At 68.5% G+C, this 21715-nt stretch carries 20 protein-coding genes and 1 pseudogene; 10 read left to right on the forward strand and 11 right to left on the reverse strand.

Annotated features, from left to right (window positions below; genetic code table 11):
- Nucleotides 1-19: 19 nt before the first annotated feature.
- A complete protein-coding gene (locus tag BLW00_RS13615; RefSeq protein WP_092555061.1) occupies nt 20-1120 on the reverse strand; it encodes a substrate-binding domain-containing protein in 1101 nt (366 codons plus the stop codon).
- 160 nt (nt 1121-1280) lie between these two features.
- On the opposite strand from BLW00_RS13615, the gene BLW00_RS13620 reads away from it, so the two are divergent.
- Nucleotides 1281-2276, forward strand: coding sequence for a LacI family DNA-binding transcriptional regulator (locus BLW00_RS13620; protein ID WP_092555063.1), 996 nt, complete (start codon nt 1281-1283; stop codon nt 2274-2276).
- 21 nt (nt 2277-2297) lie between these two features.
- Here BLW00_RS13620 and BLW00_RS24440 read toward each other — a convergent pair.
- Nucleotides 2298-2438, reverse strand: a pseudogene (locus BLW00_RS24440) (XRE family transcriptional regulator); the annotation flags it as partial.
- 196 nt (nt 2439-2634) lie between these two features.
- On the opposite strand from BLW00_RS24440, the gene BLW00_RS13625 reads away from it, so the two are divergent.
- The 3 genes from BLW00_RS13625 to BLW00_RS13635 all read left to right on the forward strand — a co-directional run bounded on the left by BLW00_RS13625 (nt 2635) and on the right by BLW00_RS13635 (nt 5046).
- Nucleotides 2635-3195 (forward strand): RNA polymerase sigma factor, encoded by a 561-nt coding sequence (locus BLW00_RS13625; protein ID WP_245741585.1) that lies wholly within the window; start codon nt 2635-2637, stop codon nt 3193-3195.
- Nucleotides 3185-4057, forward strand: coding sequence for a hypothetical protein (locus tag BLW00_RS13630; RefSeq protein WP_092555067.1), 873 nt, complete (start codon nt 3185-3187; stop codon nt 4055-4057). Before BLW00_RS13625 ends, BLW00_RS13630 begins: the two co-directional genes overlap by 11 nt.
- A gap of 122 nt (nt 4058-4179) precedes the next feature.
- Entirely contained in the window at nt 4180-5046 is an 867-nt protein-coding gene (locus BLW00_RS13635) for an AraC family transcriptional regulator (protein ID WP_092555069.1), read from the forward strand.
- Between the two features lie 94 nt (nt 5047-5140).
- Here the strand turns inward: BLW00_RS13635 and BLW00_RS13640 are convergent, their stop codons facing one another.
- Genes BLW00_RS13640 through BLW00_RS13650 form a run of 3 tightly spaced genes read right to left on the reverse strand, consistent with a single transcriptional unit; the run spans nt 5141 to nt 7740 of the window.
- Nucleotides 5141-5725, reverse strand: a complete 585-nt coding sequence (locus BLW00_RS13640; RefSeq protein ID WP_092555071.1) for an AAA family ATPase — start codon at nt 5723-5725, stop codon at nt 5141-5143.
- 9 nt (nt 5726-5734) lie between these two features.
- A complete protein-coding gene (locus tag BLW00_RS13645; RefSeq protein ID WP_092555072.1) occupies nt 5735-7045 on the reverse strand; it encodes an MFS transporter in 1311 nt (436 codons plus the stop codon).
- A gap of 47 nt (nt 7046-7092) precedes the next feature.
- Nucleotides 7093-7740 (reverse strand): bifunctional 4-hydroxy-2-oxoglutarate aldolase/2-dehydro-3-deoxy-phosphogluconate aldolase, encoded by a 648-nt coding sequence (locus BLW00_RS13650; RefSeq protein ID WP_092555074.1) that lies wholly within the window; start codon nt 7738-7740, stop codon nt 7093-7095.
- Between the two features lie 81 nt (nt 7741-7821).
- Here BLW00_RS13650 and BLW00_RS13655 point away from each other — a divergent pair, with 81 nt between their 5' ends.
- The gene (locus BLW00_RS13655; RefSeq protein ID WP_092555076.1) at nt 7822-8619 is read left to right on the forward strand and encodes a DeoR/GlpR family DNA-binding transcription regulator; all 798 of its coding nucleotides are present in this window, start codon (nt 7822-7824) and stop codon (nt 8617-8619) included.
- Between the two features lie 57 nt (nt 8620-8676).
- On the opposite strand, the gene BLW00_RS13660 is transcribed toward BLW00_RS13655, so the two are convergent.
- Together BLW00_RS13660 and BLW00_RS13665 are read right to left on the reverse strand one after the other, a co-directional pair.
- Nucleotides 8677-10149 (reverse strand): helix-turn-helix transcriptional regulator, encoded by a 1473-nt coding sequence (locus BLW00_RS13660; RefSeq protein WP_092555078.1) that lies wholly within the window; start codon nt 10147-10149, stop codon nt 8677-8679.
- A gap of 139 nt (nt 10150-10288) precedes the next feature.
- Nucleotides 10289-11464 (reverse strand): IPT/TIG domain-containing protein, encoded by a 1176-nt coding sequence (locus BLW00_RS13665; protein WP_092555080.1) that lies wholly within the window; start codon nt 11462-11464, stop codon nt 10289-10291.
- Nucleotides 11465-11698: 234 nt separating this feature from the next.
- Here BLW00_RS13665 and aceA point away from each other — a divergent pair, with 234 nt between their 5' ends.
- From aceA to BLW00_RS13680, 3 genes are all read left to right on the forward strand, one after another.
- Nucleotides 11699-13000: an isocitrate lyase gene (aceA, locus tag BLW00_RS13670; RefSeq protein WP_092555082.1), complete on the forward strand. Its 1302-nt coding sequence runs from the start codon at nt 11699-11701 to the stop codon at nt 12998-13000.
- A gap of 22 nt (nt 13001-13022) precedes the next feature.
- A complete protein-coding gene (gene aceB / locus BLW00_RS13675) occupies nt 13023-14657 on the forward strand; it encodes a malate synthase A (RefSeq protein ID WP_092555084.1) in 1635 nt (544 codons plus the stop codon).
- A 196-nt stretch (nt 14658-14853) separates the two neighbouring features.
- The gene (locus BLW00_RS13680) at nt 14854-16437 is read left to right on the forward strand and encodes a Na+/H+ antiporter (protein WP_245741586.1); all 1584 of its coding nucleotides are present in this window, start codon (nt 14854-14856) and stop codon (nt 16435-16437) included.
- An 84-nt stretch (nt 16438-16521) separates the two neighbouring features.
- Here BLW00_RS13680 and BLW00_RS13685 read toward each other — a convergent pair whose 3' ends face one another.
- On the reverse strand, nt 16522-17271 hold the full coding sequence (locus BLW00_RS13685) for an SDR family NAD(P)-dependent oxidoreductase (protein ID WP_092555088.1): 750 nt from the start codon (nt 17269-17271) through the stop codon (nt 16522-16524).
- A 51-nt stretch (nt 17272-17322) separates the two neighbouring features.
- Nucleotides 17323-18171 (reverse strand): fumarylacetoacetate hydrolase family protein, encoded by an 849-nt coding sequence (locus BLW00_RS13690; protein ID WP_092555090.1) that lies wholly within the window; start codon nt 18169-18171, stop codon nt 17323-17325.
- Nucleotides 18172-18331: 160 nt separating this feature from the next.
- On the opposite strand from BLW00_RS13690, the gene BLW00_RS13695 reads away from it, so the two are divergent.
- Together BLW00_RS13695 and BLW00_RS13700 are read left to right on the forward strand one after the other, a co-directional pair.
- Nucleotides 18332-19288 (forward strand): aldo/keto reductase, encoded by a 957-nt coding sequence (locus BLW00_RS13695; RefSeq protein ID WP_092555092.1) that lies wholly within the window; start codon nt 18332-18334, stop codon nt 19286-19288.
- Entirely contained in the window at nt 19285-20133 is an 849-nt protein-coding gene (locus tag BLW00_RS13700; protein WP_092555094.1) for an amidohydrolase family protein, read from the forward strand. The genes BLW00_RS13695 and BLW00_RS13700 overlap by 4 nt, the downstream gene beginning before the upstream one ends.
- Before the next feature lie 3 nt (nt 20134-20136).
- On the opposite strand, the gene BLW00_RS13705 is transcribed toward BLW00_RS13700, so the two are convergent.
- Together BLW00_RS13705 and BLW00_RS23475 are read right to left on the reverse strand one after the other, a co-directional pair.
- On the reverse strand, nt 20137-20841 hold the full coding sequence (locus BLW00_RS13705; protein ID WP_092555096.1) for a FadR/GntR family transcriptional regulator: 705 nt from the start codon (nt 20839-20841) through the stop codon (nt 20137-20139).
- A 47-nt stretch (nt 20842-20888) separates the two neighbouring features.
- Nucleotides 20889-21689 carry a hypothetical protein gene (locus tag BLW00_RS23475; protein ID WP_245741634.1) on the reverse strand — a complete coding sequence of 267 codons (801 nt, stop codon included), beginning with the start codon at nt 21687-21689 and terminating at the stop codon, nt 20889-20891.
- Between the last annotated feature and the right edge of the window lie 26 nt (nt 21690-21715).

Raw genomic sequence — 21715 nt, forward strand, 5'->3', positions numbered from 1 at the left:
CGCGCCCCAGATCAATCGGTCACTCGCCCCAGCAGATCTTGCTCGCGTCGGCGGAGGTGATGCTGTCCAGGCCGTCGACGGGGGTGTCGGTCACGAGGGCCGAGCCGGTGTCGAAGAAGTCGAGACCCTTCGTGGTCTCGGGGGCGGTGCCGTCGGTCGCCAGCTTCGCAATGGCCTCGACGCCGAGTTCGGCCATCTTGACCGGGTATTGCTGGGCGGTGGCGCCGATGATGCCCTCTTCGACGTTCTTCACGCCGGCGCAGCCGCCGTCGATCGAGACCAGCAGCACGTCCTTCTCCTTGCCGGCGGCCTGCAGGGCCTGGTAGGCGCCGTAGGCGGCCGGCTCGTTGATCGTGTAGACCACGTTGATGTCGGAGTTCTTCGACAGCAGGGTCTCCATCGCGGTGCGGCCGCCGTCTTCGGCGCCATTGGTGGCCTCATTGCCGACGATCTCGTACTCACCGCCGCTGTAGGAGCCGGTGGCTGCCTCGTCGCCGTTCTTCTGGTCATCCGCCGTGTCGATGCCCATTCCGGTGAGGAAGCCCTGGTCGCGGTTGTAGTCGACCGAGACGACCTTGTCGTCGAAGAGGTCGAGCAGGGCGATGGTGGCCTTCTTGCCGTTCAGCTGAGCCGCCGTCCAGGTGCCGATCGACTCGCCGGCGGCGAAGTTGTTGGTGGCGAAGGTGATGTCGACGGCGTCCGCGGGGTCGGGTGGCGTGTCCAGAGCGATGACGTAGAGCCCGGCATCCCGGGCCTTCTGGATCGCGTCGACGACGGAGGGACCGTTCGGCGTGATCAGGATGCCCTTGTCGCCCTTGGAGATGGCGTTCTCGATGGCCTGGATCTGGGTGTCCTCGTCGCCGTCCTCCTTGCCGGCTGCCAGGGTGAGGTTCACCCCCGCCTTCTCGGCGGCGGCTTTCGCCCCGTCTTCCATGGCGACGAAGAAGGGGTTGGTGGTGGTCTTGACGATCAGCGTCACGCCGACGTCGCCGGCCGAGGTGGAGTCGGTGCTACCGCCGCCTCCACTGCCGCTGGAACAGGCGGCGAGACCGACAGAGGCCACGAGTGCGATGGAGGCCAGGCTTCCCAGCCGGGCGGTCGTCGATGTGCGATTCTTCATTGAAGTCCTCTTCTGCAATCGGGAGACCTGTCGTCTCCGACAACGATGTCAGATCTAGGTATAGACGGGTTCGCCTAGTAGAGTCAACCCTGAGAAGCAATCAGAAAGCGCGTTTATGACATCGTTATCAGAAAGTGGCATGCCTCGAAAGCGTCCGACCATGAAGAATGTCGCCGATCTCGCCGGCGTCGGCGTGAAGACCGTGTCGCGAGTGATCAACCAAGAGCGTTACGTCTCGGCCGACACCATCGCGAGGGTCATGCGGGCCGCCGAGCAGCTGCAGTACCAGCCCGACGTGCAAGCCGGGAACCTCCGCCGCGCCGACCGCCGCACCGACACCCTCGGCCTTCTCGTCGGCAGTGTCGCCAACCCGTTCTCCGCAGCAGTGCACCGCGCGGTCGAGGACGCGGCGATCCAGCGGCATGTCGCCGTGTTCGCCTCGAGCCTCGACGACGACCCCGAGCGCGAGCGGGCTTCCGTCGAGGCGTTCCTGCGCCGACGCGTCGATGGACTCATCCTCACCACGATCCAGCGCAGCCAGGCCTATCTCGGCCCTCAACTCGAGCAGGGCATGCCGGTGGTGTTCGTCGACCGGAAGCCGAACGGGCTGATCGCCGACACGGTGCTGACAGACAATCTCGAAGGCGCCGCGCGCGGGACCCGACACCTGCTCGCAGCCGGCCATCGCCGCATCGCCTTCCTCGGTGACAGCGAGGAGATCTACACCGCCAAGGAGCGCAAGCGCGGATACCTCGACGCCCTGAGGCTCGAGGGGGTCGCACCCGATCCGCGGCTCGTGATCGAGAACCTGGGAGAGGAGGCGCAGGCCGAGCTCGCCGTGAACGAGCTGCTGGCGCTCGACGACCCTCCCACAGCGATCTTCAGCGCTCAGAACCTCATCACCATCGGCGCCATCATCGCCCTGCGCGCGCAGGGGGCGTCGGAGCGGGTGGCGCTCGTGGGTTTCGACGATGTCCCGATGGCCTCGCTGCTCTCGCCGGCAGTGACCGTCGTCGCCCAGGACCCATCGGCCATCGGCGCCATCGCCGCTCGCCGCATCTTCGAGCGCCTCGATGGTGAGTCGGAGCCCGCCCGGGATTTCATCGTCCCGACCCGTCTGATCAAACGGGGTTCGGGCGAGATCCGACCGGCTTAGCCCTCCGAGCCTCGCGCGGAGACCGGGCGCATCCGTGGGGAACTGCGCGCTGTCGTTCTCGTAGGCCTTCGAGATGGTGCCCGACTCGTGCACCGTCCAGGAGTGCACCGGGATGCCCAGGTGCTCCGTGGCCAGGTCCGTGAAGCGGTGCGCCGTTGTCTCTTGCTCTCATCGATGAACAGACTGCTCATGGGGCGGCTCTGTCGTGCGACGTTGGGCTACCGAGGGAAAACATGAGCACACATCCGTATTGCGTAACCTGGTGCCTCTGATCATCCACTGTGAATTGACATAGCCCACATAGGCTTTCCCGGTCGTGTGACTTTTCCGCGTTCCGCGACATCTCTAGGGTATGGGGGTGCCTGTGGATGACAGCGGAATGACCGATGCCGCGCTGCTCGAGCGACTGGCTCGCGGCGAGCCCGAAGCGCTGGGTGCCGTCTTCGACCGACACGCGTCGGCTGTGACCCGGTACGCCTGGGCGCTGGCATCCGATCGCCGCGACGTGGAGGAGCTCGTGCAGGACACGTTCCTCACGGCCTGGCGTCGGGGCGCCTCGATCCCGCAGGAGTCGCTGCTGCCCTGGCTCCTGGTGACCTGCCGCAATCACGCTCTCAATCTTCAGCGGCTCCGGGCCAAGCACCGGGCAGACGAATTGCGTGATGACCTGCTCGCGACATCCGGAAGCGGAGTCGAAGGCGGGGATGGCGACGACGCGCGCGATCAGCTGCGGTGGGTGATGGCGGAGATCGAGAAGCTCCCCGCGATCGACCGCAGGGTGTGCGAGCTGTGCTTGATCGAAGGCCGCTCCTACGCCGAAGCGGCCGAACAGCTGGGTCTGACGGTGGGTGCTGTGAAGCAGCGCGTACTGAGATCCAGAACGCGACTCAGGAAGGTGGTGACCGACGATGAGAACTGATCCTCCGGCCGGCGACGAGCTCGCCCGCCTGCTCGTGACCATGCGCAGCTCCGTGATGACCGCTGCGCTCCAGGATGCGCCCGAGTCGGCCGTCGCCCGGCAGCAATGGGCGACAGTGCGCCGCCGCACTCTGGGCATCACCATCGCTCTGCTGAGCCTCCTGGTGATCGGAGGAGGCGGAGCAGCCCTGGCGACGGGCCTCATCCCGAATCCGTTCGATGGGCCACCCGCACCCGTCGCTACCGTCACGCCCACCCAGGCGCCACCCAGCACACCGACTGCGACGCCGTCTCCGGAGGCCTCTGCACCTGTCACGCCACCGGAGCCCGTAGTTGATCCCCTTGATCCCGGAACCTGGATCATCGACTACAGCCAGGCGGGCAGTCTCCTGGTGGGTGACCCGATAGCACCGTTCGCCGAGGCCGCGGGTCTGCAGCCGAACCCGTCGCCGATCGACTGCCCCTCCGGCTTCTATCTGTTCAGGGACCAGGATGAGAACTCGGTGGACGTGAGCGTGGCCCTGACACAGGCCGACGCGCGCGCGACCCCGGTGGACGACCCGGTGCTCACCTACGCGGAGTTCCACACACGAGGCGTCGCCAGCTCACCGCTGCCCGACTCGCCGTCGACTCCGGCGGGCATCCGCCTCGGCTCGTCGGAAGATGACCTCATCGCCGCCTACCCCGACCTCCGGCAGACTTTTTCCAAGTACGACGACACGATGGGGTTCACCACCTACGTCTCCGGGCCGGTCGACGGCCGCTACCTCGTGTTCCAGGTCGCGCCGTCTCCCGACGGTCCGCGCACGGTGCGTCTCCTCCAGACCTCGACCTGGGACGTGGTCTTCGACATCTGCGACTGATCCGGGCTTTGGGCCGCCAGAGCGTGCTCGTGACGATCAGCTGCGCCCCGCGATCGGATCGGACCGCGATAGTAGGGTGCCGAGTGAGGCCGGCTGGGAGTGTTGAGGGCGAAAGGGGAGCTGTGATCGCTGAGCTGAACAGGCTGGTCGAGCTGGTCGAGGAGCGCCTCACGAGCGAGATCGACGTAGGGGAGCTGGCGCGCGGGCTCGGCACGACCGAGTACCACCTGCGGCGGATGTTCTCGTCGCTGGCCGGGATGCCGCTGTCGGAGTACATCCGCCGGCGTCGCATGACGGTCGCCGCAACGGAGGTTCTGCACGGCGACGAACTGCTCGGTCTCGCGGTGCGATTCGGGTACGGGTCGACCGAGGCGTTCGGGAGGGCGTTCCGCTCCGTGCACGGTGTCAGCCCCGGCGACGCGCGGCGAGACGGCGGCCCCCTTCGCATGCAACCGCAGATCAGGTTCCGCCTGACCGTCGAAGGGAACATCATCATGGAAACTCGCCTCCTCGAACGACCCGCATTCCGCTTCGTCGGGCATGCCGCCCGCGTGCCGCTCATCCACAAAGGGGTCAATCCGCGCATCCAAGCTCACATCGCCTCGCTGCCGATGTCGGAGCACGCGCGGCTCAAGCACCTCAGCGACACCGAACCCGCGGGGCTGCTGCAGGTGAGCGCGGATGTCGACCCGGACTACCGGGAGGGGAGCGACCTGACGTATCTGCACGGGGTCGCCGTCTCGGAGGTGACGCCCGTGCCAGAAGACCTCGACCGCATCGACGTGCCGGCTGGGATGTGGGCGGTCTTCCGCAGCGAAGGAGAGTACCCCGCGGCGCTGCAGACCGTGTGGGCGGCCACGGCGACGGAGTGGTTTCCGTCGAATCCCTGGCGTCTGCGGCCCGGCCCCTCGATCGTCGCGGTGATCGAGCGCGCGGAGGACTTCAGCACGGCGACGTGCGAGCTGTGGCTGCCGGTCGAGCACGCCTGACCGGATCGCCGCGTGACTGACGTCGGCTGGCGTTGAAACCATCGTGTCGAATCGCTGTCGACGAGAGATTCGGCGACAAGGCGTTCGGTGGGGCTCAGGGTGTGGCGGTGAAGGCTGCCAGGGTCTGCTCGAGGTTGCCGGCCGCCCCATCGGCGCTGTTGTCGAAGAGGATGTGGTGGGCACCCCGCCAGCGGCACTCCGAGGCCTGCGCCGCCGCCCAGAACTCGTCCCAGTGGGCGAGCTTCCACGCGTCGCGTTCGTAGCCGCGGGCATCCACCCGGTTCTTCACCCGGGAACCTTCGACCGTCACGTGCACCACCACGATCTCGACATCGTTCGGCCAGTCGTGCTCCGCGGCCGCCTTCTCCAGGAAGTCGTCGCGCGGGAAGTAGCGCACGAACGGGGCATCGAGCACGACTGCGTTGCCGAGGCGGAGGTTGTCGCCGGCGAGCCGCAACAGCGTGCGGTACTCCAGATCCATCACCACGCGCTGGTAGTACTCGTTGTTGTCGCGTTCGTGCTTGTCGGTGCCGGCCGCCTCGAGCAAGGCCTCGGTGAAGAAGGTCGCCACCGAGTCCTTGTCGAGGTAGGCCGCGTGCATCCGCTGGGCGATCAGCGTGCTCACCGTCGACTTGCCGGAGCCCGCCGGCCCGATCACGAAGTACAGGGTGCTGCCCATGACGTCAGGCTACGCCGTCGCCACGGGCTCGTTCGGCGCGACAGGGCGCTCCTTGACGAACAGCCCGTACGAGAGCGCACCGACGAGCAGCAGCACGCCCCCGATGAGGAACACGAGAGTGTAGTTGCCGCCGGTGGAGGCGAGGATCGCACCGGTGACCACGGGCGCGACTGCGGCGCCGATGAATCCGCCGAAGTTCTGGATGGCGCCGAGCGAGGCCACCTGATTGGAGGGCGCGACGTCGGAGGCGAGCGTCCACAGGCATCCGATCGGCACCTGCGACGCGAAGTAGCCGACCGAGAGCAGCACGATCGCCAACGCGGTGTTGTCGACGTAGGCCACGGGGAGCACGGCTGCGGCGGCCAGCAGGGCGCCGCCGACGATGGGGATCTTGCGGGCGCGCACGGTGTTGACACCCCGGCCCACGAGGCGACCGGAGAGCCAGCCTCCGAAGATCACGCCGATGATGCCGCAGAGGAAGGGCAGCGAGGCGAGCCAGCCGCTCTCGGCGAGGCTGAATCCGCGGGCGGTCTGCAGGTAACTCGGCAGCCAGGTGAGGTAGACCCAGACGGTGTAGAAGATGCCGAAGGCGCCCAGGATCATGAACCAGGTGTTGCGGTACTTGAACAGCTGCCCCCAGCCGACCTTCTCCTTGGTCGCCACGATCCTCGCTTCGGCTTCCGCGCCCTTGATGAGCGCCTGCTCCTTGAGCGTGGGGTCGCGGTAGATGCGCAGCCAGACGAGTGCGATCACGACGCCCAGCACGCCGACGATGATGAACATGCCTCTCCAGCTCATCGTGAGCAGCAGGAAGGTGAGCAGTGGCGGCGCGATCGCGTTGGCGATCTGCGAACCGGTGTTCACGAGCGACACCGGGAGGGCGCGCTCCTTCTTGTTGAACCAGCGCTCATTGACCTTGAGCGCCGAGGTGAAGAAGGGCGACTCGGCGATTCCGAGCGCCACCCGGGCCGCGTAGAGGAAACCGAAGGAGTTGGCGGCAGCGGTGACGATCGACACGAGCGACCACGCGCCCGCGGCGAACGCGAACATCTTCTTGGGCCCGAACTTGTCGACGAGGTAACCGGCGGGCAGGTTGGCGATCGCGTACGGCCAGGAGAACGCCGAGAGCAGGAGTCCCATCTGGAGGGCATCGAGATGGAACTCCTGGGCGATCGTCGTGTTCGCCACGCTGAGCGTCGAGCGATCGAGGTAGTTCACCACCCCGCCCAGGATGAGGAAGCCGACGAGGAACCAACGGATCCTGACGGTCTTCTTCTCGGCCTTGCTGAGGACGGGTGCCTCCGTGGTCGTCTGGCTCATGCCATTCACTCCTTTGTGTGTGGTTCGTGGTGGGTCGGGATGTTCGGTCAGGCTCGGGCGGCCGCGATGGCTGCGAGGAAGGCCTCGGCGGCGCGCGTGACCTTCGAGTAGTCGCCGTCGGGTCGGGCGGCCTTCGTGACGGCGCTGCCGACGCCGACGGCCACGGCCCCGGCGGCGAACCAGGCGCCCACGTTCTCCGGCGTCGCTCCGCCGGCAGGCAGGATCGGAGCCTGTGCGAGGGGGGCTCTGACCGTCTTGAGGTACTCGGGCCCGACGATCTCGGTGGGGAAGAGCTTCACGATGTCAGCGCCCGCCGACAGGGTGTCGACGATCTCGGTGGGCGTGAACGCGCCGCTGATCGACACGGCCTGGTAGCGCGCCGCCGTGCGGATCATGCCCGGGTCGAGATTCGGGCTCACGAGGATGCGCGCTCCGGCTTGTACGCAGGCGAACGCGGCTTCGGCATCGAGCACCGTGCCCGCACCGATGGCGACACCCTGGTCGGCGTATTCGGTGGAGAGCGTGCGGATGACGCCCAGCGCATCCGGCACCGAGAGGGTGATCTCGAGCGCGCGGAAGCCGCCCGCAATGGCGGCCCTCGCGACGTGGAGGGCTTCGTCGGCGCTGTCGAGACGGATGATCAGGACGGCACCGGTGTCGTGGATCGTGCGCAGCACGTCGAATTTGCTTAACATTGAGGATCACAATAGCTCATGGATTCACAAACATTCACACATTCTCCCGAATTGGTCTCGCCGGGCGTTAGGCTCTAGCTCGTGAGTACCGCCCCGCCTCTCATCCCCGAGCAGCGCCACCAGGAGATCCTGCGGTTGCTCCGGAGCGCGGGCGTGCTGAGCATCCGGCACATCGTCGACCTCCTCGGTGTCTCGCACATGACCGTGCGACGCGACATCGCCGCGCTCGAGGAGGGCGGTCAGGTGGTCTCCGTTCAAGGCGGCGTGCGGCTCAGCGAATGGAAGGGCTCCGAGCCACCACGGGAGCGCGCCTCCCGGGCCGGGCTGGAACTCCCTCGCAAACGGGCGATCGCCGAACTCGCCGCCACACTCGTGCAGGATGACATGGTCGTCTTCCTGGATGCCGGCACCACCTGCGAGGCGGTCGTGCCCTTTCTGGCCACCCGCCGCGGCCTCACCGTGGTGACCAACGACTTCTTCGTGGTCACCACTCTGCTCGACTACCCCAGCATCGAGACGATCCACACGGGAGGCGTCGTCGACGTCTCGAGCGGATCGTCGAGCGGCAGCCTCGCTGCGGCCACGCTCGGATCCATCAGCCTCGACCTCGCCTTCCTGAGCACCGGCACGTGGGATCTGGCGCACGGCGTCACCACTCCGGCCACCGACAAGGTGGTGCTGAAGAAGGCGGCCATGGCGGCGGCGTCGTCGTGTGTGCTCCTCGCGGACAGCACGAAGTTCGGCACCTTCGAACGGTTCAAGGTGGCGCCTCTCGACGCCCTCGACAGCGTCGTCACCGATGCAGACCTGCGCCTCGATGCGCGCGCGTCGCTCAACGATCTCGGGCTCGAGCTCCGCCTCGCCCAACCTGCCCAGTGAGTCGGCGGCCGGCGTAAAGCGGCTCGAGCTGCGTTGCTGCTCGGATCGTCTGCCGGACTACGACTCCGCCGGCGCGTGGCGCTCGAGGAACTCGAAGACCTCCGTGGTGTCGACGCCGGTGAATCCGGTCGTGGGCATCGCGGCGAGCAGGGATGAGTTCAGGCGCGCCGACGGATGCGACTGGCCGGCCCAGGCGGCGGTGAGCGCTGCGGGCGGTCGCCGGCAGCAGGACTCGTCGGGGCAGGTGGAGGTGAAGCGGTTCGCGGTGTCGCGACCGCGGAACCACTTCGCGTGGGCGAAGGCCGTTCCCACCGACACCGAGAACTGGCCGGTCGCACCCGGCTGGATGCGCGAGGTGCACCAGTAGGTGCCCGTCGGCTTGTCGGTGTACTGGTGGTACGGGCTGAAACGGTCCTCCACGTCGAACACGCGACGGGCGCTCCAGAAACGGCACACCGTCTGCCCCTCGACCGAGCCCAACGCATCCGTCGGGAAGGCGACGTTGTCGTTCTCGTACGCCTTCGACAGGGTGCCGTTCTCGTGCACCTTCAGGAAGTGCACGGGGATGTCGAGGTGGTGCGTGGCCAGGTTCGTGAAGCGGTGCGCTGCCGTCTCGTAGCTCACGCCGAAGGCGTCGCGTAGGTCTTCTACCGAGAGCTCCCGTGCCTCCTTCGCCTGCAACAGGATGTCGACCGCACCCTTCTCGGGCACGAGCAGGGCTGCCGCGAGGTAGTTGGTCTCGACGCGCTGCTCGAGGAACTCGGCGTAGTCGGCCGGCTCGCCGTGCTTCAGCACGTGCGACGACAGGGCCTGCAGCACCACGGAGCGCGGATCGGCGTCGGCTGACTGGCCGAGCGGCACGTAGATGCGGCCGTTGCGCAGATCGGTCACCGACCGGGTGGAGCCGGGGAGGTCGCCCACGTAGTGCAGGGTGAAGCCGAGGTGGGATGCCAGGTCGGAGACCAGGCGCTGCGACAACGGCCCACCCGCGTGCCCGACCGCCGCGTGGAGCGACGCCGCCGTCTGCTCGAGTTCGGCGAAGTAGTTGTGGCGCTGGCGCATCGCTTTGCGCAGCGACGTGTTCGCCCGCCGCGCCTCCTCGGGCGTGGCCGCGCGCTCGTTGTGCACCCGCTCCAGCTCGCGGTGCAGGCCCAGGATCGTCTCGATCGCATCGTCGCTGAGCGATTTGCGCACCGGCAGCGCCGGCAGGTTCAGCGATGCGAACAACGGACCGCGCTGCGCCCGCTCCAGCGCGATCTCCAGCGCCGCCCGCCGCGATGGCGGCTCCGCCGAGAGCAGCTGGTCGACGCTGATGTCGAAGATCCGCGCGAAGCGCTGCAGTTCACCGAGCTTCAGCTCGCGCTTGCCGTTCTCGATCACCGAGACCTGTGAGGGGGCGCGGCCGATAGCGGCGCCGAGATCGTCGAGCGTGAGTCCGCGATCGGAGCGGAGTTGGCGGATGCGGCGGCCGATGGTGAGCGAATCGAGCATGTCATCATCATCGACGCGCTCGGGGAGCTGTGGGGACATGGAGACAGCTTCTCACCCCCAGTTCTTCAGAAAAACAGAAGAAGCTGTGAATTTTCGCCGCGATCTGGTGTGAAGGGGGAGGAATGCCGCTGAAAAGCCGAATTCAGGTGGCAATTCGGGCGACCCACAGGGTGGGCGATCACGCGCGGCGGCGGCGAGCCCGTGCGAGTGTGGCGAGCAGCGCGCCCAGCAGCAGTGCTCCCGCGGCGCCCGTCACGAGCGGCGTGACATCCGAACCGGTGTCGGCAAGCGTGGGCGAGCCGGGCTCGACCGCGGCCGGCATCGATATGGCGGGGGCCGCGTAGTCATAGGCCGAGGCGAGCGTCGCGGTCGCGCCATCCGGGTTCGTCACCGTGATGCTCGCTACGCCGGCGGTGCCGGCGGGAACGATCGCGGTGAGCGAGTCGCCGCTCGGGTCGATCACGACGCCGGTGGCGGCGTTGCTGCCGAAGCTCACCGTCGTGCCCTCGACGAAGCCGCTGCCGGTGATCGTGGCGGTCTCACCGCCGACAGTGCTGCCGCTGGCGGGCGAGACCCCGGCGATCGACAGTGCCGCAGCGGGCTCCCGGCAACCGGTCTCGGCGAGCGTCAAGCTGGCGATGTTCTGGCGGTCGAACACCTGGCTGCCGTAGGTTCCATCGATGAGCACCGCGGCAGAGAGCGCGACGGAGATCGCCTGGCCGTCCACCTCCTTCACCTGACCGATCACGACGGTCGCCGCGAGAGTACTCAGATCCACCGTGGCGTCCCCGTCGGTGGGATCGGGCGTGGGAACGTCGGAGGGGAGTTGCACGGAGCGCGTAGCGGTGGGCGCCCCATCGGAGAGCGTGACGGGGCTGCCGAGCACGGTCAGATCGTCGGTCTCGGCGAACAACTCGGGAGCTCCGTCAACCGGGCAGGACACGGCGGCGCTCGCGATCTCGACGCTCACCATGGTGACGCCGAAGAGGGAGAAGGTCGAGTCGCCGATGATCGCGGAGGCGTCGGAGCCGCTCTCGTCGCTGTTCACGGCGGTGTCGACCGTGCCGATCACGATCTCGGCGAAGTCGGGGTTCTGACCCGAGGTGAGCAGCGTCTGGTCGACGAACGTCGCAGAGTTCGACCCGGGCTCCTTCTGGGCCAACTCGCCGATGATGTCATCCGTCACGAGCTGGAACGGCCCGAGGGCGATCTGGGCGGAGGCCACACCGCCGATCGAGGCCGCGTCTCCCGGCTCGGCCGCGTGCGCCGGCGCGGCGACCAGCAGCGCGCCGCCCCCGAGCAGCGCGAATGCGGCGATCGACGCCGCTGATCGTGTTCCGGTGCGTGCGCGCATGGACTACCCCCGTAGATCCGCGTAGCGCCGACGTCTGTCGTTGCTCCCGCCCGCTCACCGTACAGGGGTGCGCAGGGGTCCTCTCACCACACCGACCCCCACTTCTTCGAGAAAGCAGAAGAACGCGCCTAATTCTGGCGACGAATCCCGAACGGAAAGGTTGTGGAGGCCGCAGAGTCGAACCCAAGCAGCTTTTCCCGCTGCGACCGCAGTCGAAGACATTGGAGTCGAGAGATGACCACCCGCCCCGGAGACCAGATCCAGACCGCCGCCGAGCTCGAGACGTCGTGGAAGACCGACGCCCGCTGGAACGGCATTCAGCGCGACTACAGCGCCGAAGACGTCGTGGCCCTGCGCGGACGAGTGGCCGAAGACAACACCCTCGCCGCCCGCGGGGCCGAGAACCTGTGGAACCTCATCCACCAAGAAGACAGCTGGGTCGCCGCCCTCGGCGCGCTCACCGGCAACCAGGCCGTTCAGCAGGTGCGCGCCGGCCTCAAGGCCATCTACCTCTCGGGCTGGCAGGTCGCCGCCGACGCCAACCTGAGCGGACAGACCTACCCCGACCAGAGCCTCTACCCGGCCAACTCCGTGCCGGCCGTCGTACGCCGCATCAACAACGCGCTGTTGCGCGCCGACCAGATCGAGTTCGCCGAGACGGGCGACGCCGAGAGCGACATCGACTGGCTCGCCCCCATCGTCGCGGATGCAGAGGCCGGCTTCGGCGGACCCCTCAACGCCTACGAGCTCATGAAGTCGATGATCCAGGCCGGCGCCGCGGGCGTGCACTGGGAAGACCAGCTGGCCAGCGAGAAGAAGTGCGGGCACATGGGAGGCAAGGTGCTCATCCCGACGTCGCAGCACATCCGCACGCTCAACGCCGCCCGCCTCGCCGCCGACGTCGCCGGGGTGCCCACCGTCATCATCGCCCGCACCGATTCGCTCGCCGCCAACCTCATCACGAGTGACGTCGACGAGCGCGACCGTCCCTTCCTCGACGGAACCCGCACCCCCGAGGGCTTCTACGGCACGACGCCCGGCATCGAGACGGTGCTGGCCCGCGGACTCGCCTACGCGCCGTACGCCGACCTGCTCTGGGTCGAGTCGTCCGAGCCCGACATCGAGTTGGCCCGCCGCTTCGCGGAGGTCATCCACGAACAGTTCCCCGGCAAGCTCCTCGCCTACAACTGCTCGCCCTCCTTCAACTGGAAGTCGAAGCTCGACGACGAGCAGATCGCGAGCTTCCAGCGCGAGCTCGCGGCGATGGGCTACGCGTTCCAGTTCATCACCCTCGCGGGCTTCCACGCCCTCAACCACTCCATGTACACGCTCGCCCGCGGCTATGGCGAGCGGCACATGAGCGCCTACGTCGAGCTGCAGGAGGCCGAATTCGCCTCCGAGGCCGACGGCTACACGGCGACGCGCCACCAGCGCGAAGTCGGCACCGGCTATTTCGATCGAATCGCCACGGCCCTGAACCCCGACAGCGCAACGCTCGCGCTCGTGGGGTCGACCGAATCCGAGCAGTTCCACTAAATCGACCGAAAGGGACATCCTCATGTCTGCACAGACCACCATCACGGTGCACGCCGAGCACGGCGACCGCTTCGACGAGATCCTCACGCCCGAGGCGCTCGCCTTCGTCGCCCGGCTGCACGACCAGTTCGCGGGTCGCCGCCAGGAGCGCCTGAACGACCGGATGCTCCAGCGCAAGGCCATCGAGAACGGCCGCAACCTGCGCTTCCTGCCCGAGACATCCGCCATCCGCGAGAACACCGAGTGGCGTGTCGCCGGCGCTGGGCCGGGTCTCGAAGACCGCCGGGTCGAGATCACCGGACCCACCGATCGCAAGATGACCGTCAACGCCCTCAACTCCGGCGCCAAGGCCTGGCTCGCCGACCTCGAAGACGCCACGAGCCCCACCTGGGACAACGTGATCGGCGGCCAGGTCAACCTGTTCGACGCGATCCGTGGGCAGGTCGACTTCACGAGCGACGAGGGCAAGGAGTACCGCGTCGGGGCGCAGACGCCCACGATCATCCTGCGCCCCCGGGGCTGGCACCTGGTGGAGAAGCACCTCGGCTACCGCGACCGTGCCGGGCACACCCGGCCGGCGGCGGCCTCTCTCGTGGACTTCGGGCTGTACTTCTTCCACAACGCGAAGGCCCTGATCGCCGCCGGCCGCGGCCCGTACTTCTACCTGCCGAAGCTCGAGAACCACCTCGAGGCCCGGTTGTGGGACGACATCTTCACCTTCTCCGAGAATGCCCTCGGCATCGCACGCGGCACCATCCGCGCGACGGTGCTCATCGAGACCATCACGGCGGCCTACGAGATGGACGAGATCCTCTACGAGCTGCGCGACCACTGCGCGGGCCTCAACGCCGGTCGCTGGGACTACATCTTCTCGATGATCAAGACCTTCCGCGACCGCGGCCGCAGCTACGTCTTCCCCGACCGCGACCAGATCACCATGACCGTGCCGTTCATGCGCGCCTACACCGAGCTGCTCGTGCAGACCTGCCACAAGCGGGGAGCACATGCCATCGGCGGCATGAGTGCCTTCATCCCGAACCGCCGCGATCCCGAGGTCACCGAGCGAGCACTCGCGAAGGTCGCCGACGACAAGCGGCGCGAGGCCGGCGACGGGTTCGACGGCACCTGGGTGGCGCATCCGGATCTCATCGCCACCGCACGGGCCGAGTTCGACGCCGTGCTCGGCGAAGCGCCCAACCAGGTCGACCGGCAGCGCCCCGAGGTGCACGTCACGGCCGCCGAGCTCGTCGATCTGAGCGCGCTCGAACCGCGGGTGACGGATGCGGGCGTGCGGTCGAACGTGTCGGTCGCCCTCCGCTACATCGAGAGCTGGCTGCGGGGGATCGGCGCCGCGGCGATCGACAACCTGATGGAGGATGCCGCCACCGCCGAGATCTCGCGCTCGCAGCTGTGGCAGTGGATCCACCAGGGCATCGTGACCGAGGAGGGCACGCGGATCACCCGGGCCTCCGTCGAGACCGTGCTGCACGACGTGATCCGGGGGCTCGACCGCTCGCTCGCCGACCGCTACGACGACGCCGAGAACATCCTGCGGCAGGTGGCCCTGGAGGAGGACTTCCCGACCTTCCTCACGATTCCGGCCTACGCGCACTACCTGGTCGACGTGACGCCAGCCCGCGAGGCCGTCGCGGCGTAGCCCGGGCGTTCAGAAACGCAAACGTGGCGGTGACCGCGCCCTATACAGGGCGGGTTGCCGCCACGTTTGCGTTTTCGAACAGGCCCGGCCGGGGTGCTTCCAACGGCAACGAACGCGACGGGCCGCTCCGAGACGACCCGTGGACGCCGCGCGAAGCACGGCGCCCACGGCAGCAAATCAGCCATAATTGCGTTCTATGGACGGCGAAACCGTGGGGACGATCGTGTGGGTCGTGTCGTTCGTCGTGGTGACCGTCGCGGTCACCGGGCTCTCCCGCCGCGTGGGGTGGTCGGCGCCCGTCGTGCTGGTGCTCGTGGGCGCCGTGGTGTCGTTCATCCCGGGCGTGCCGAACATCGAGGTCGAGCCCGACCTCATCCTCTACGGCCTGCTGCCGCCGCTGCTGTTCGCGGCGGCCATCCGCACCTCCTTCGCCGACGTGCGGGCCCGGCGCGACAGCATCCTGCTGCTCTCGGTGGGTCTCGTCACCTTCACGGTGGTGACCGTCGGACTCACCGCCTGGCTCGTCATCCCCGCCATCACCCTCGCCGCCGCCTTCGCGTTCGGCGCCGTCGTCGCCCCGACGGATGCGGTGGCCGTGACCGCCGTCGCCGGCCGCCTCAACCTTCCCCGCCGGCTCGTGACGGTGCTCGAAGGCGAGAGCCTGCTCAACGACGCCACCGCGCTGGTGGCGTTGAACGCCGCCGTCGCCGCGATCGTGGCCACCTTGAACCCGGGCACGGTGGTGCTCGAGTTCGGCCTCGCCGTGATCGGCGGGGTGGGCGTCGGGCTCGCCATCGGCTTCGTGATGGCGTTCATCCGCAAGCAGCTGAAGTCGCCCGTGCTCGACACCAGTCTGTCGCTGATCACGCCCTACATCGCCTTCATCCCCGCCCAGTTCATCCACGGGTCGGGCGTGCTGGCCGTCGTGGTGGCCGGCCTCTACCTCGGCTACCGGGCGCCGGTCATCCAGACCGCCGAAGCGCGCATCGCCGAGTCGCTCAACTGGCGCACCATCCAGTTCCTGCTCGAGAACGCGGTGTTCCTGTTCATCGGGCTGAGCCTGTTCTCGATCTTCCAGGCGGCAGTGGTCTCCGGGCCCGGTTTCTGGGAGACGGTGCTCATCTCGGTGATCCTGCTCCTCGTGCTCTTCCTCTCGCGGCTGGTGTGGATGGTGTTCACCACCACGCTCTACCGTTATGGCCCTCGGCGTCTGCGCTCGAGGGGCTGGAGTTGGCGCAACGGGATCGCGGTGTCGTTCGCGGGCATCCGGGGCGTCGTGACGCTCGCCGCGGTGTTCCTCTTGCCGGAGGAGACGCCCGGGCGGGCGTTCCTGCAGTTCCTGGCCTTCGTGGTGGTGGTGGGCACGCTTGTCGAAGGGCTGACCCTCCCTCTCATCATCCGCGCGCTACGGCTCCCGCCCCCCGACTACTCACAGGAGCAGACCGAGGCGCACATGCTGATGGCCGAAGCCCAGGGCGTGGGACTCGCCCGGCTGGAAGAGGAGGTGAGCGACACCGACGAGGAGCGGGTGCTGCAGCGCCTGCGCCTGAATGCCACCTTCCTCACCGACGCCCTCGAGAACCCGGCGGCAGAAGGCGTCGAGCCACCTGCCAAGGCCTACAACCGGCTGCGGAGGATCATGATCGCGGCCGAGCGGCAGGCCGTGCTCGATGCCCGCTCGGAGGGCCGCTACCAGGAGCGGGCGATCAAGTCGGTGCTCGCCAAGATCGACGTCGAGGAGACCGAGCTCAACATCGGCCGGCCGAAGAAGAGCGACTGAGCGCGGACTTCTCCCGACGTCGCAGCGACCGGGCTCGCCTGCGCGCGGAGCCGCCGTCTCGTTCGGAGAAGTGCGGGCCGAACGCTACTCGGGGCGCAGGCGCAGGTTCTGCATGCCACCGTCGACCGCGATCGACGTGCCGGTGGTGGAGCCGGAGCGCGGGCTGGCCAGGTAGGCCACGGCGTCGGCGACTTCGGATGCCGCGACCAGCCGCCCGTGGGGCTGGCGGGCGTTGAGTGCCGCGCGCTCCGCGACCGGGTCGTCGGCCTGGTCGAGCAAGCGGGCCACCCAGGGGGTATCGGCCGTGCCGGGGTTGACGCAATTGACCCGGATGCCCTCACGCAGGTGGTCCGCGGCCATGGCGCGGGTGAGCGAGAGCACCGCGCCTTTCGTCGCCGAGTAGAGCGCGCGCTGAGGCAGACCGGCCGTCGCAGCGATCGAGGAGGTGTTCACGATCGCGGCGGCAGGGGATTCGCGGAGGTAGGGGAGGGCTGCACGAGCGACGCGCGCCATGCCGACCACGTTGATGTCGAAGACGCGGTGCCATTCCTCGTCGTCGTTGTCGGCGACCGTGCCGACGGCGCCGATACCGGCGTTGTTGACCACGATGTCGATGCGACCGAACTCGGCCGCGACCACCGCGATCGCAGCGCGCACCGAGGCGTCGTCGGCGACGTTCGCGGTGACCGCGAAGTGCTCCGGGTTCGCCCCGGCAGGGTCGATGTCGAGCACGGCGACCTGGGCGCCGCGCTCGCGCAGGCGGTCGGCGATGGCGGCGCCGATGCCCGAGGCGCCGCCGGTGACGACGGCGACGAGACCGTTGAATTCGGTCATGATGTTCTCCTTCGAACGTGCGGGCGTGCGGGCGTGCGGGCGCGCGGCGGGTCAGGCGTCGATGAACCCTTGCCGCTGGTTGCCGAGGCCCTCGATCTCGATGTCGATGACGTCGCCGGCCTTCAGGTAGGGGAAGCGGCCCGAGAGTGCCACGCCTTGCGGCGTGCCGGTGAGGATGAGGTCGCCCGGTTCGAAGGCCAGGTACTGGCTGAGCTGGTAGACGATCTGCTCGACGCTGAAGATCAGGTCGGCCGTGCTCGAATCCTGCCGCGGTTCGCCGTTCACGAAGGAGCGCAGCCGCAGGTTCGTGTGGTCGACCTCGTCGGGGGTGACGAGCCAGGGGCCGACGGGGCTGAAGCCGGGGGCGCTCTTGCCCTTCGACCACTGGCCACCCGAGATCTCGAGCTGCCACTCGCGCTCGGAGAGGTCGTTCGCCACCACGAAGCCGGCGATGTGCGCGAGGCTGTCGGCGGGGGAGTCGAGGTAGGAGGTGTGCTGCCCGATGACGACACCGAGCTCGACCTCCCAGTCGGTCTTGGTGCTGCCGCGCGGGATGCGGGCGACGTCGTTCGGTCCGACGACGGTGTTCGGCGTCTTCAGGAAGATGATCGGCACCTCGGGAGGGGCGGAACCCGACTCGGCGGCGTGCGCGGCGTAATTCATGCCCACGCAGACGACGGCGGAGGGGCGGGCGATCGGCGCCCCGATCCGCAGCTCGGCGGCGTCGGGCAGCACCGGCAGCTCACCGGCGTCCAGGGCCGCCCGCGCCCGGTCGACGCCGCCGCCCGCGAGGAACCCGCCGTCGATGTCGGCCGTGATCGCGGAGAGGTCGAGGTAGGTGCCGCCGTCGAGGAGCACGGGTCGCTCCTGGCCGAGTTCTCCGAGTCGCAGGAATTTCATGGAGCTGCTTTCCTCTTCTCCTGTGGGTCGCTAACATCAGAACTATAGCGGTGGATTCCGGTGGAATTCAGCCCGAAACTGCAACTTCGTCGTGTTTGACAGTATAGACATCCGATCTTTATGCTCGACTCCGACACTCACAGAGGAGGGCTGCACACGGATGCCGCACATCGAATTCGGTTCTCTCGGCTACGGCGCAGCGAACCTCGGCAACCTCTATCGTGAACTCTCCGACGAGCTGGCCCAGGAGATCCTGGAGACCTCGTGGGAGTCGGGCATCCGCTACTTCGACACCGCTCCGCACTACGGTCTCGGCCTCTCCGAGCGTCGGCTCGGCGCCTTCCTCCGCACGAAGCCGCGCGACGAATACGTGCTCTCCACCAAGGTGGGACGGCTCATCCGCCCGAATCCGGAGGGCGCCGGCACGCTCGACCTCGACGCCGACTTCGCCGTGCCCGCCGACCAGAAACGGGTCTGGGACTTCACGGCCGACGGCATCCGCCGCAGCCTCGACGAATCGCTCGAACGCCTCGGCCTCGACCGCGTCGACGTGCTCTTCCTGCACGACCCCGAGCGCAACGATCTGGCGAGCGGCCTGAACGAAGCCGTGCCGGCACTGGCCGCGCTCCGCGACGAGGGCCTCGTGAGCGCCGTGGGTGTGGGCTCGATGTCGACGGAGGCGCTGCTCGGCAGCGCGCGCACCGGAGCCATCGACCTGCTCATGGTGGCCGGCCGCTACACCCTGGCCGAGCAGCCCGTGGTCCCCGAGGTGCTCGATGCCTGCACCGAGAACGGCGTAGGCATCGCGAACGCCTCCGTCTTCAACTCCGGCCTGCTGGCCACGAACGAGCCCGGGGTCGACTCCCGCTACGAATACGGCGGTGTGCCGGCAGACACCCTCGCCCGGGTGCGGGCCATCGCCGCCGTCGCCCGCGAGCACGGCGTCGAGCTACCGGCGGCGGCGCTGCAGTACACGCTGCGCGACCCGCTCGTGCGCACCGTGGTGGTGGGCAGCAGCAAGCCGGCGCAGCTGCGGGAGAACGTCGAACGGATGCGTGCCCCGATCCCCGAGGCATTCTGGGAGCAGCTGCTCGCCGAGGAGCTGGTGCGCCGATGATCGTCGACGGCCACCTGCATCTCTGGACGCTCGGCGACGGCGCCTACCCCTGGCTGACGCCGGCGGCCGGCGAACTCTACGCCGACTTCGAAGCCGATCAGGCCGGCGCCGAACTCGCGGCGGCGGGCGTCGACCGTGCCGTGCTGGTGCAGGCCGACGACACCGACGCCGACACGGATGCGATGCTGCAGGTCGCCGACACCCACGCCTGGGTCTCCGGCGTGGTCGGCTGGGTGCAGCTCGACGACCTCGAGCGGGCGGCGGCGCAACTCGAACGCCGGGTGGCGCATCCGGCCTTCTGCGGCGTGCGCCACCTCGTGCACGGCGACCCGCGCGACGAGTTCCTCGAGCTGCCGTCGGTGCGGCGCTCCCTCCGCCTGCTCGCCGGCCACGGCCTCGCCTACGACGTGCCGAACGCCTGGCCCCGCCACCTCGCCCAGGTGACGGCGCTCGCCGGAGCGCTGCCCGAACTCACCATCGTGATCGACCACCTGGCCAAGCCGCCGCGCGGAGCCGCCGACTTCGCCGACTGGCGTGCCGAGATCGAGCGATCGGCCACGCATCCGAACACCGTCGGCAAGGTCTCCGGCCTCCGGATGCCGGGCACCGAATACTCGGTCGACGCCCTGCGCGAGGTGTGGGATGTCGCGCTCACCGCGTTCGGGCCCGACCGCCTGCTCTGGGGGAGCGACTGGCCGATCACCGTGCCCGACGGAGGCTACCAGCCGACCTATGCGGTGCTGGCGGAGTTGATGCACGAACTCGCTCCGGCCGAGCGCGACGCCGTGCTGGGCGGCACGGCCGTGCGGGTGTACGGCCTCGCGACCGAAGGGCCAGTGGCCTAGAGATCAGACGTCTGGATGACCCGCCTGCGGCCCCGAGGTGCTCCAGCGCCGGAGCCAGTGCTCGATGCCCGAGATGTGCGCGATCATCAAGGCCTCGGCGAGCTTGCCGTCACCGGCCTCCAGGGCGTCGACGATGGCCGAGTGCTCGGAGAGCGTGCGCGCGGTCGCGTTCTCCTGCGTCAGCCCCCGCCAGACCCGGGCGCGGATGGTGTGGCCCGAGAGCGATTCGATCAGCGTCGTGAGGTAGGAGTTGCCCGCCGCCTCGACGATGGTGGCGTGGAACTCGATGTCGTGCGCCACCAGCTCCTCGACCGGCCTCGACTCGTCGACCTCGGCGATCTGGTCGCGCAGCAGCGAGATCCGCTCGGCGTCGATGTGGGCGGCGGCGATGGCGGCTGCCGCGGGTTCCAGGATGCGCCGCACGGCGAAGAGCTCGAGGATCGAGTCGTCGTCGTGCAGGTCGACCACGAAGCTCATGGCCTCCAGCAGCAGCCGGGGTTCGAGGCTCGTGACGTAGGTGCCGTCGCCGCGGCGCACATCCAGCACCCGGATGACCTCGAGGGCCTTGACGGCCTCGCGCAGGGAGCTGCGGGAGAGGCCGAGGCGCTCGCTGAGCTCCTTCTCGGGCGGCAGGCGATCGCCGGGGGCGAGCTCGCCGCGCAGGATCATGTCTTTGATCTTGAGGATCGCCTCGTCGGTCACGGCCATGCAGTGATCCTACCTTTGCGGGTGGTCGCCGAGCCCGGCGCCGCGCGTCACTGCACCTGGCTGGTAGTCACCACCTTCGTCCACGGCCCGGGCGGCACGGCGGCGTCGTCGACGAACCGCCAGGAGATGCCGCCCTGCTCGCCGTTGAGCTCGTCGAAGGCGAGGCAGCCGACGACCGCGGGCGAGACATCCATGCCCGCACCGCCGTAGCGGGCGTTCAGCGGCCGGGCGTCGTCGGTGCCGAAGACGTACTCGGCGTCGTTGTACTCACCGGGGCCGGCGTCTTCGATCTGGGCGTAGCAGGTGGCGCCGTTGTAGCTGAGGGCCACCCAGCGGTTCTTCATGTAGCTGAAGTTCGAGTCGCCGGAGTGCGAGGCGTAAGGCTCCTGCCCCGCCCAGGGCACCACCTGGTCGCGCCGGGCGAAGGCTGCGGGGTCGTTTACGTCGTCGAAGGGGAGGTCGAGGTAGAACGGGTTCTCCTTCGGGGTCAGCTGGGTGGGGAAGAAGTCGTTCGCGGCCGTGCGGGCCTCGGTCTCGCAACTGCCGCCGGCCGTCGTGCCGTCGCAGCCGCCGTAGCTCGCGAGCCAGTTGCTGTCGTAGGTGGAGAGCACCTGACTGCCGTCGGCGGCATTCGGGTCGAAGATCTCACCCACCCAGAAGGTGGTTCCCACGATGCCGGTGTGCAGGGGGTAGTTCCCGCCGCCCGGCGCGGCCGTCGAGGTGGGTGTCTCCACGGTTCCTCCGCATCCGGCCAAGCCGAGGCACGACCTGAACAAGGAACAGCCGGTGAGGGACGCCCCGGCCAGGCCGACGAGCAGAACCCCCGCGGCGACACGCACGAGGCGCATCGTCACGGGGGCTCCGTTCCGGCCGG

The sequence above is a fragment of the Herbiconiux ginsengi genome (genome assembly GCF_900107435.1).
In the GTDB taxonomy this organism is placed as follows: domain Bacteria; phylum Actinomycetota; class Actinomycetes; order Actinomycetales; family Microbacteriaceae; genus Herbiconiux; species Herbiconiux ginsengi.

Bases quoted from the DNA above. Each gene is read 5' to 3' on its own strand.
- BLW00_RS13615 (WP_092555061.1), bottom strand. From the start codon at position 1,120: ATGAAGAATCGCACATCGACGACCGCCCGGCTGGGAAGCCTGGCCTCC.
- BLW00_RS13620 (WP_092555063.1), top strand. From the start codon at position 1,281: ATGAAGAATGTCGCCGATCTCGCCGGCGTCGGCGTGAAGACCGTGTCG.
- BLW00_RS13630 (WP_092555067.1), top strand. From the start codon at position 3,185: ATGAGAACTGATCCTCCGGCCGGCGACGAGCTCGCCCGCCTGCTCGTG.
- BLW00_RS13640 (WP_092555071.1), bottom strand. From the start codon at position 5,725: ATGGGCAGCACCCTGTACTTCGTGATCGGGCCGGCGGGCTCCGGCAAG.
- BLW00_RS13645 (WP_092555072.1), bottom strand. From the start codon at position 7,045: ATGAGCCAGACGACCACGGAGGCACCCGTCCTCAGCAAGGCCGAGAAG.
- BLW00_RS13650 (WP_092555074.1), bottom strand. From the start codon at position 7,740: ATGTTAAGCAAATTCGACGTGCTGCGCACGATCCACGACACCGGTGCC.
- BLW00_RS13660 (WP_092555078.1), bottom strand. From the start codon at position 10,149: ATGTCCCCACAGCTCCCCGAGCGCGTCGATGATGATGACATGCTCGAT.
- BLW00_RS13665 (WP_092555080.1), bottom strand. From the start codon at position 11,464: ATGCGCGCACGCACCGGAACACGATCAGCGGCGTCGATCGCCGCATTC.
- aceA (WP_092555082.1), top strand. From the start codon at position 11,699: ATGACCACCCGCCCCGGAGACCAGATCCAGACCGCCGCCGAGCTCGAG.
- aceB (WP_092555084.1), top strand. From the start codon at position 13,023: ATGTCTGCACAGACCACCATCACGGTGCACGCCGAGCACGGCGACCGC.
- BLW00_RS13680 (WP_245741586.1), top strand. From the start codon at position 14,854: ATGGACGGCGAAACCGTGGGGACGATCGTGTGGGTCGTGTCGTTCGTC.
- BLW00_RS13685 (WP_092555088.1), bottom strand. From the start codon at position 17,271: ATGACCGAATTCAACGGTCTCGTCGCCGTCGTCACCGGCGGCGCCTCG.
- BLW00_RS13690 (WP_092555090.1), bottom strand. From the start codon at position 18,171: ATGAAATTCCTGCGACTCGGAGAACTCGGCCAGGAGCGACCCGTGCTC.
- BLW00_RS13695 (WP_092555092.1), top strand. From the start codon at position 18,332: ATGCCGCACATCGAATTCGGTTCTCTCGGCTACGGCGCAGCGAACCTC.
- BLW00_RS13700 (WP_092555094.1), top strand. From the start codon at position 19,285: ATGATCGTCGACGGCCACCTGCATCTCTGGACGCTCGGCGACGGCGCC.
- BLW00_RS13705 (WP_092555096.1), bottom strand. From the start codon at position 20,841: ATGGCCGTGACCGACGAGGCGATCCTCAAGATCAAAGACATGATCCTG.
- BLW00_RS23475 (WP_245741634.1), bottom strand. From the start codon at position 21,689: ATGCGCCTCGTGCGTGTCGCCGCGGGGGTTCTGCTCGTCGGCCTGGCC.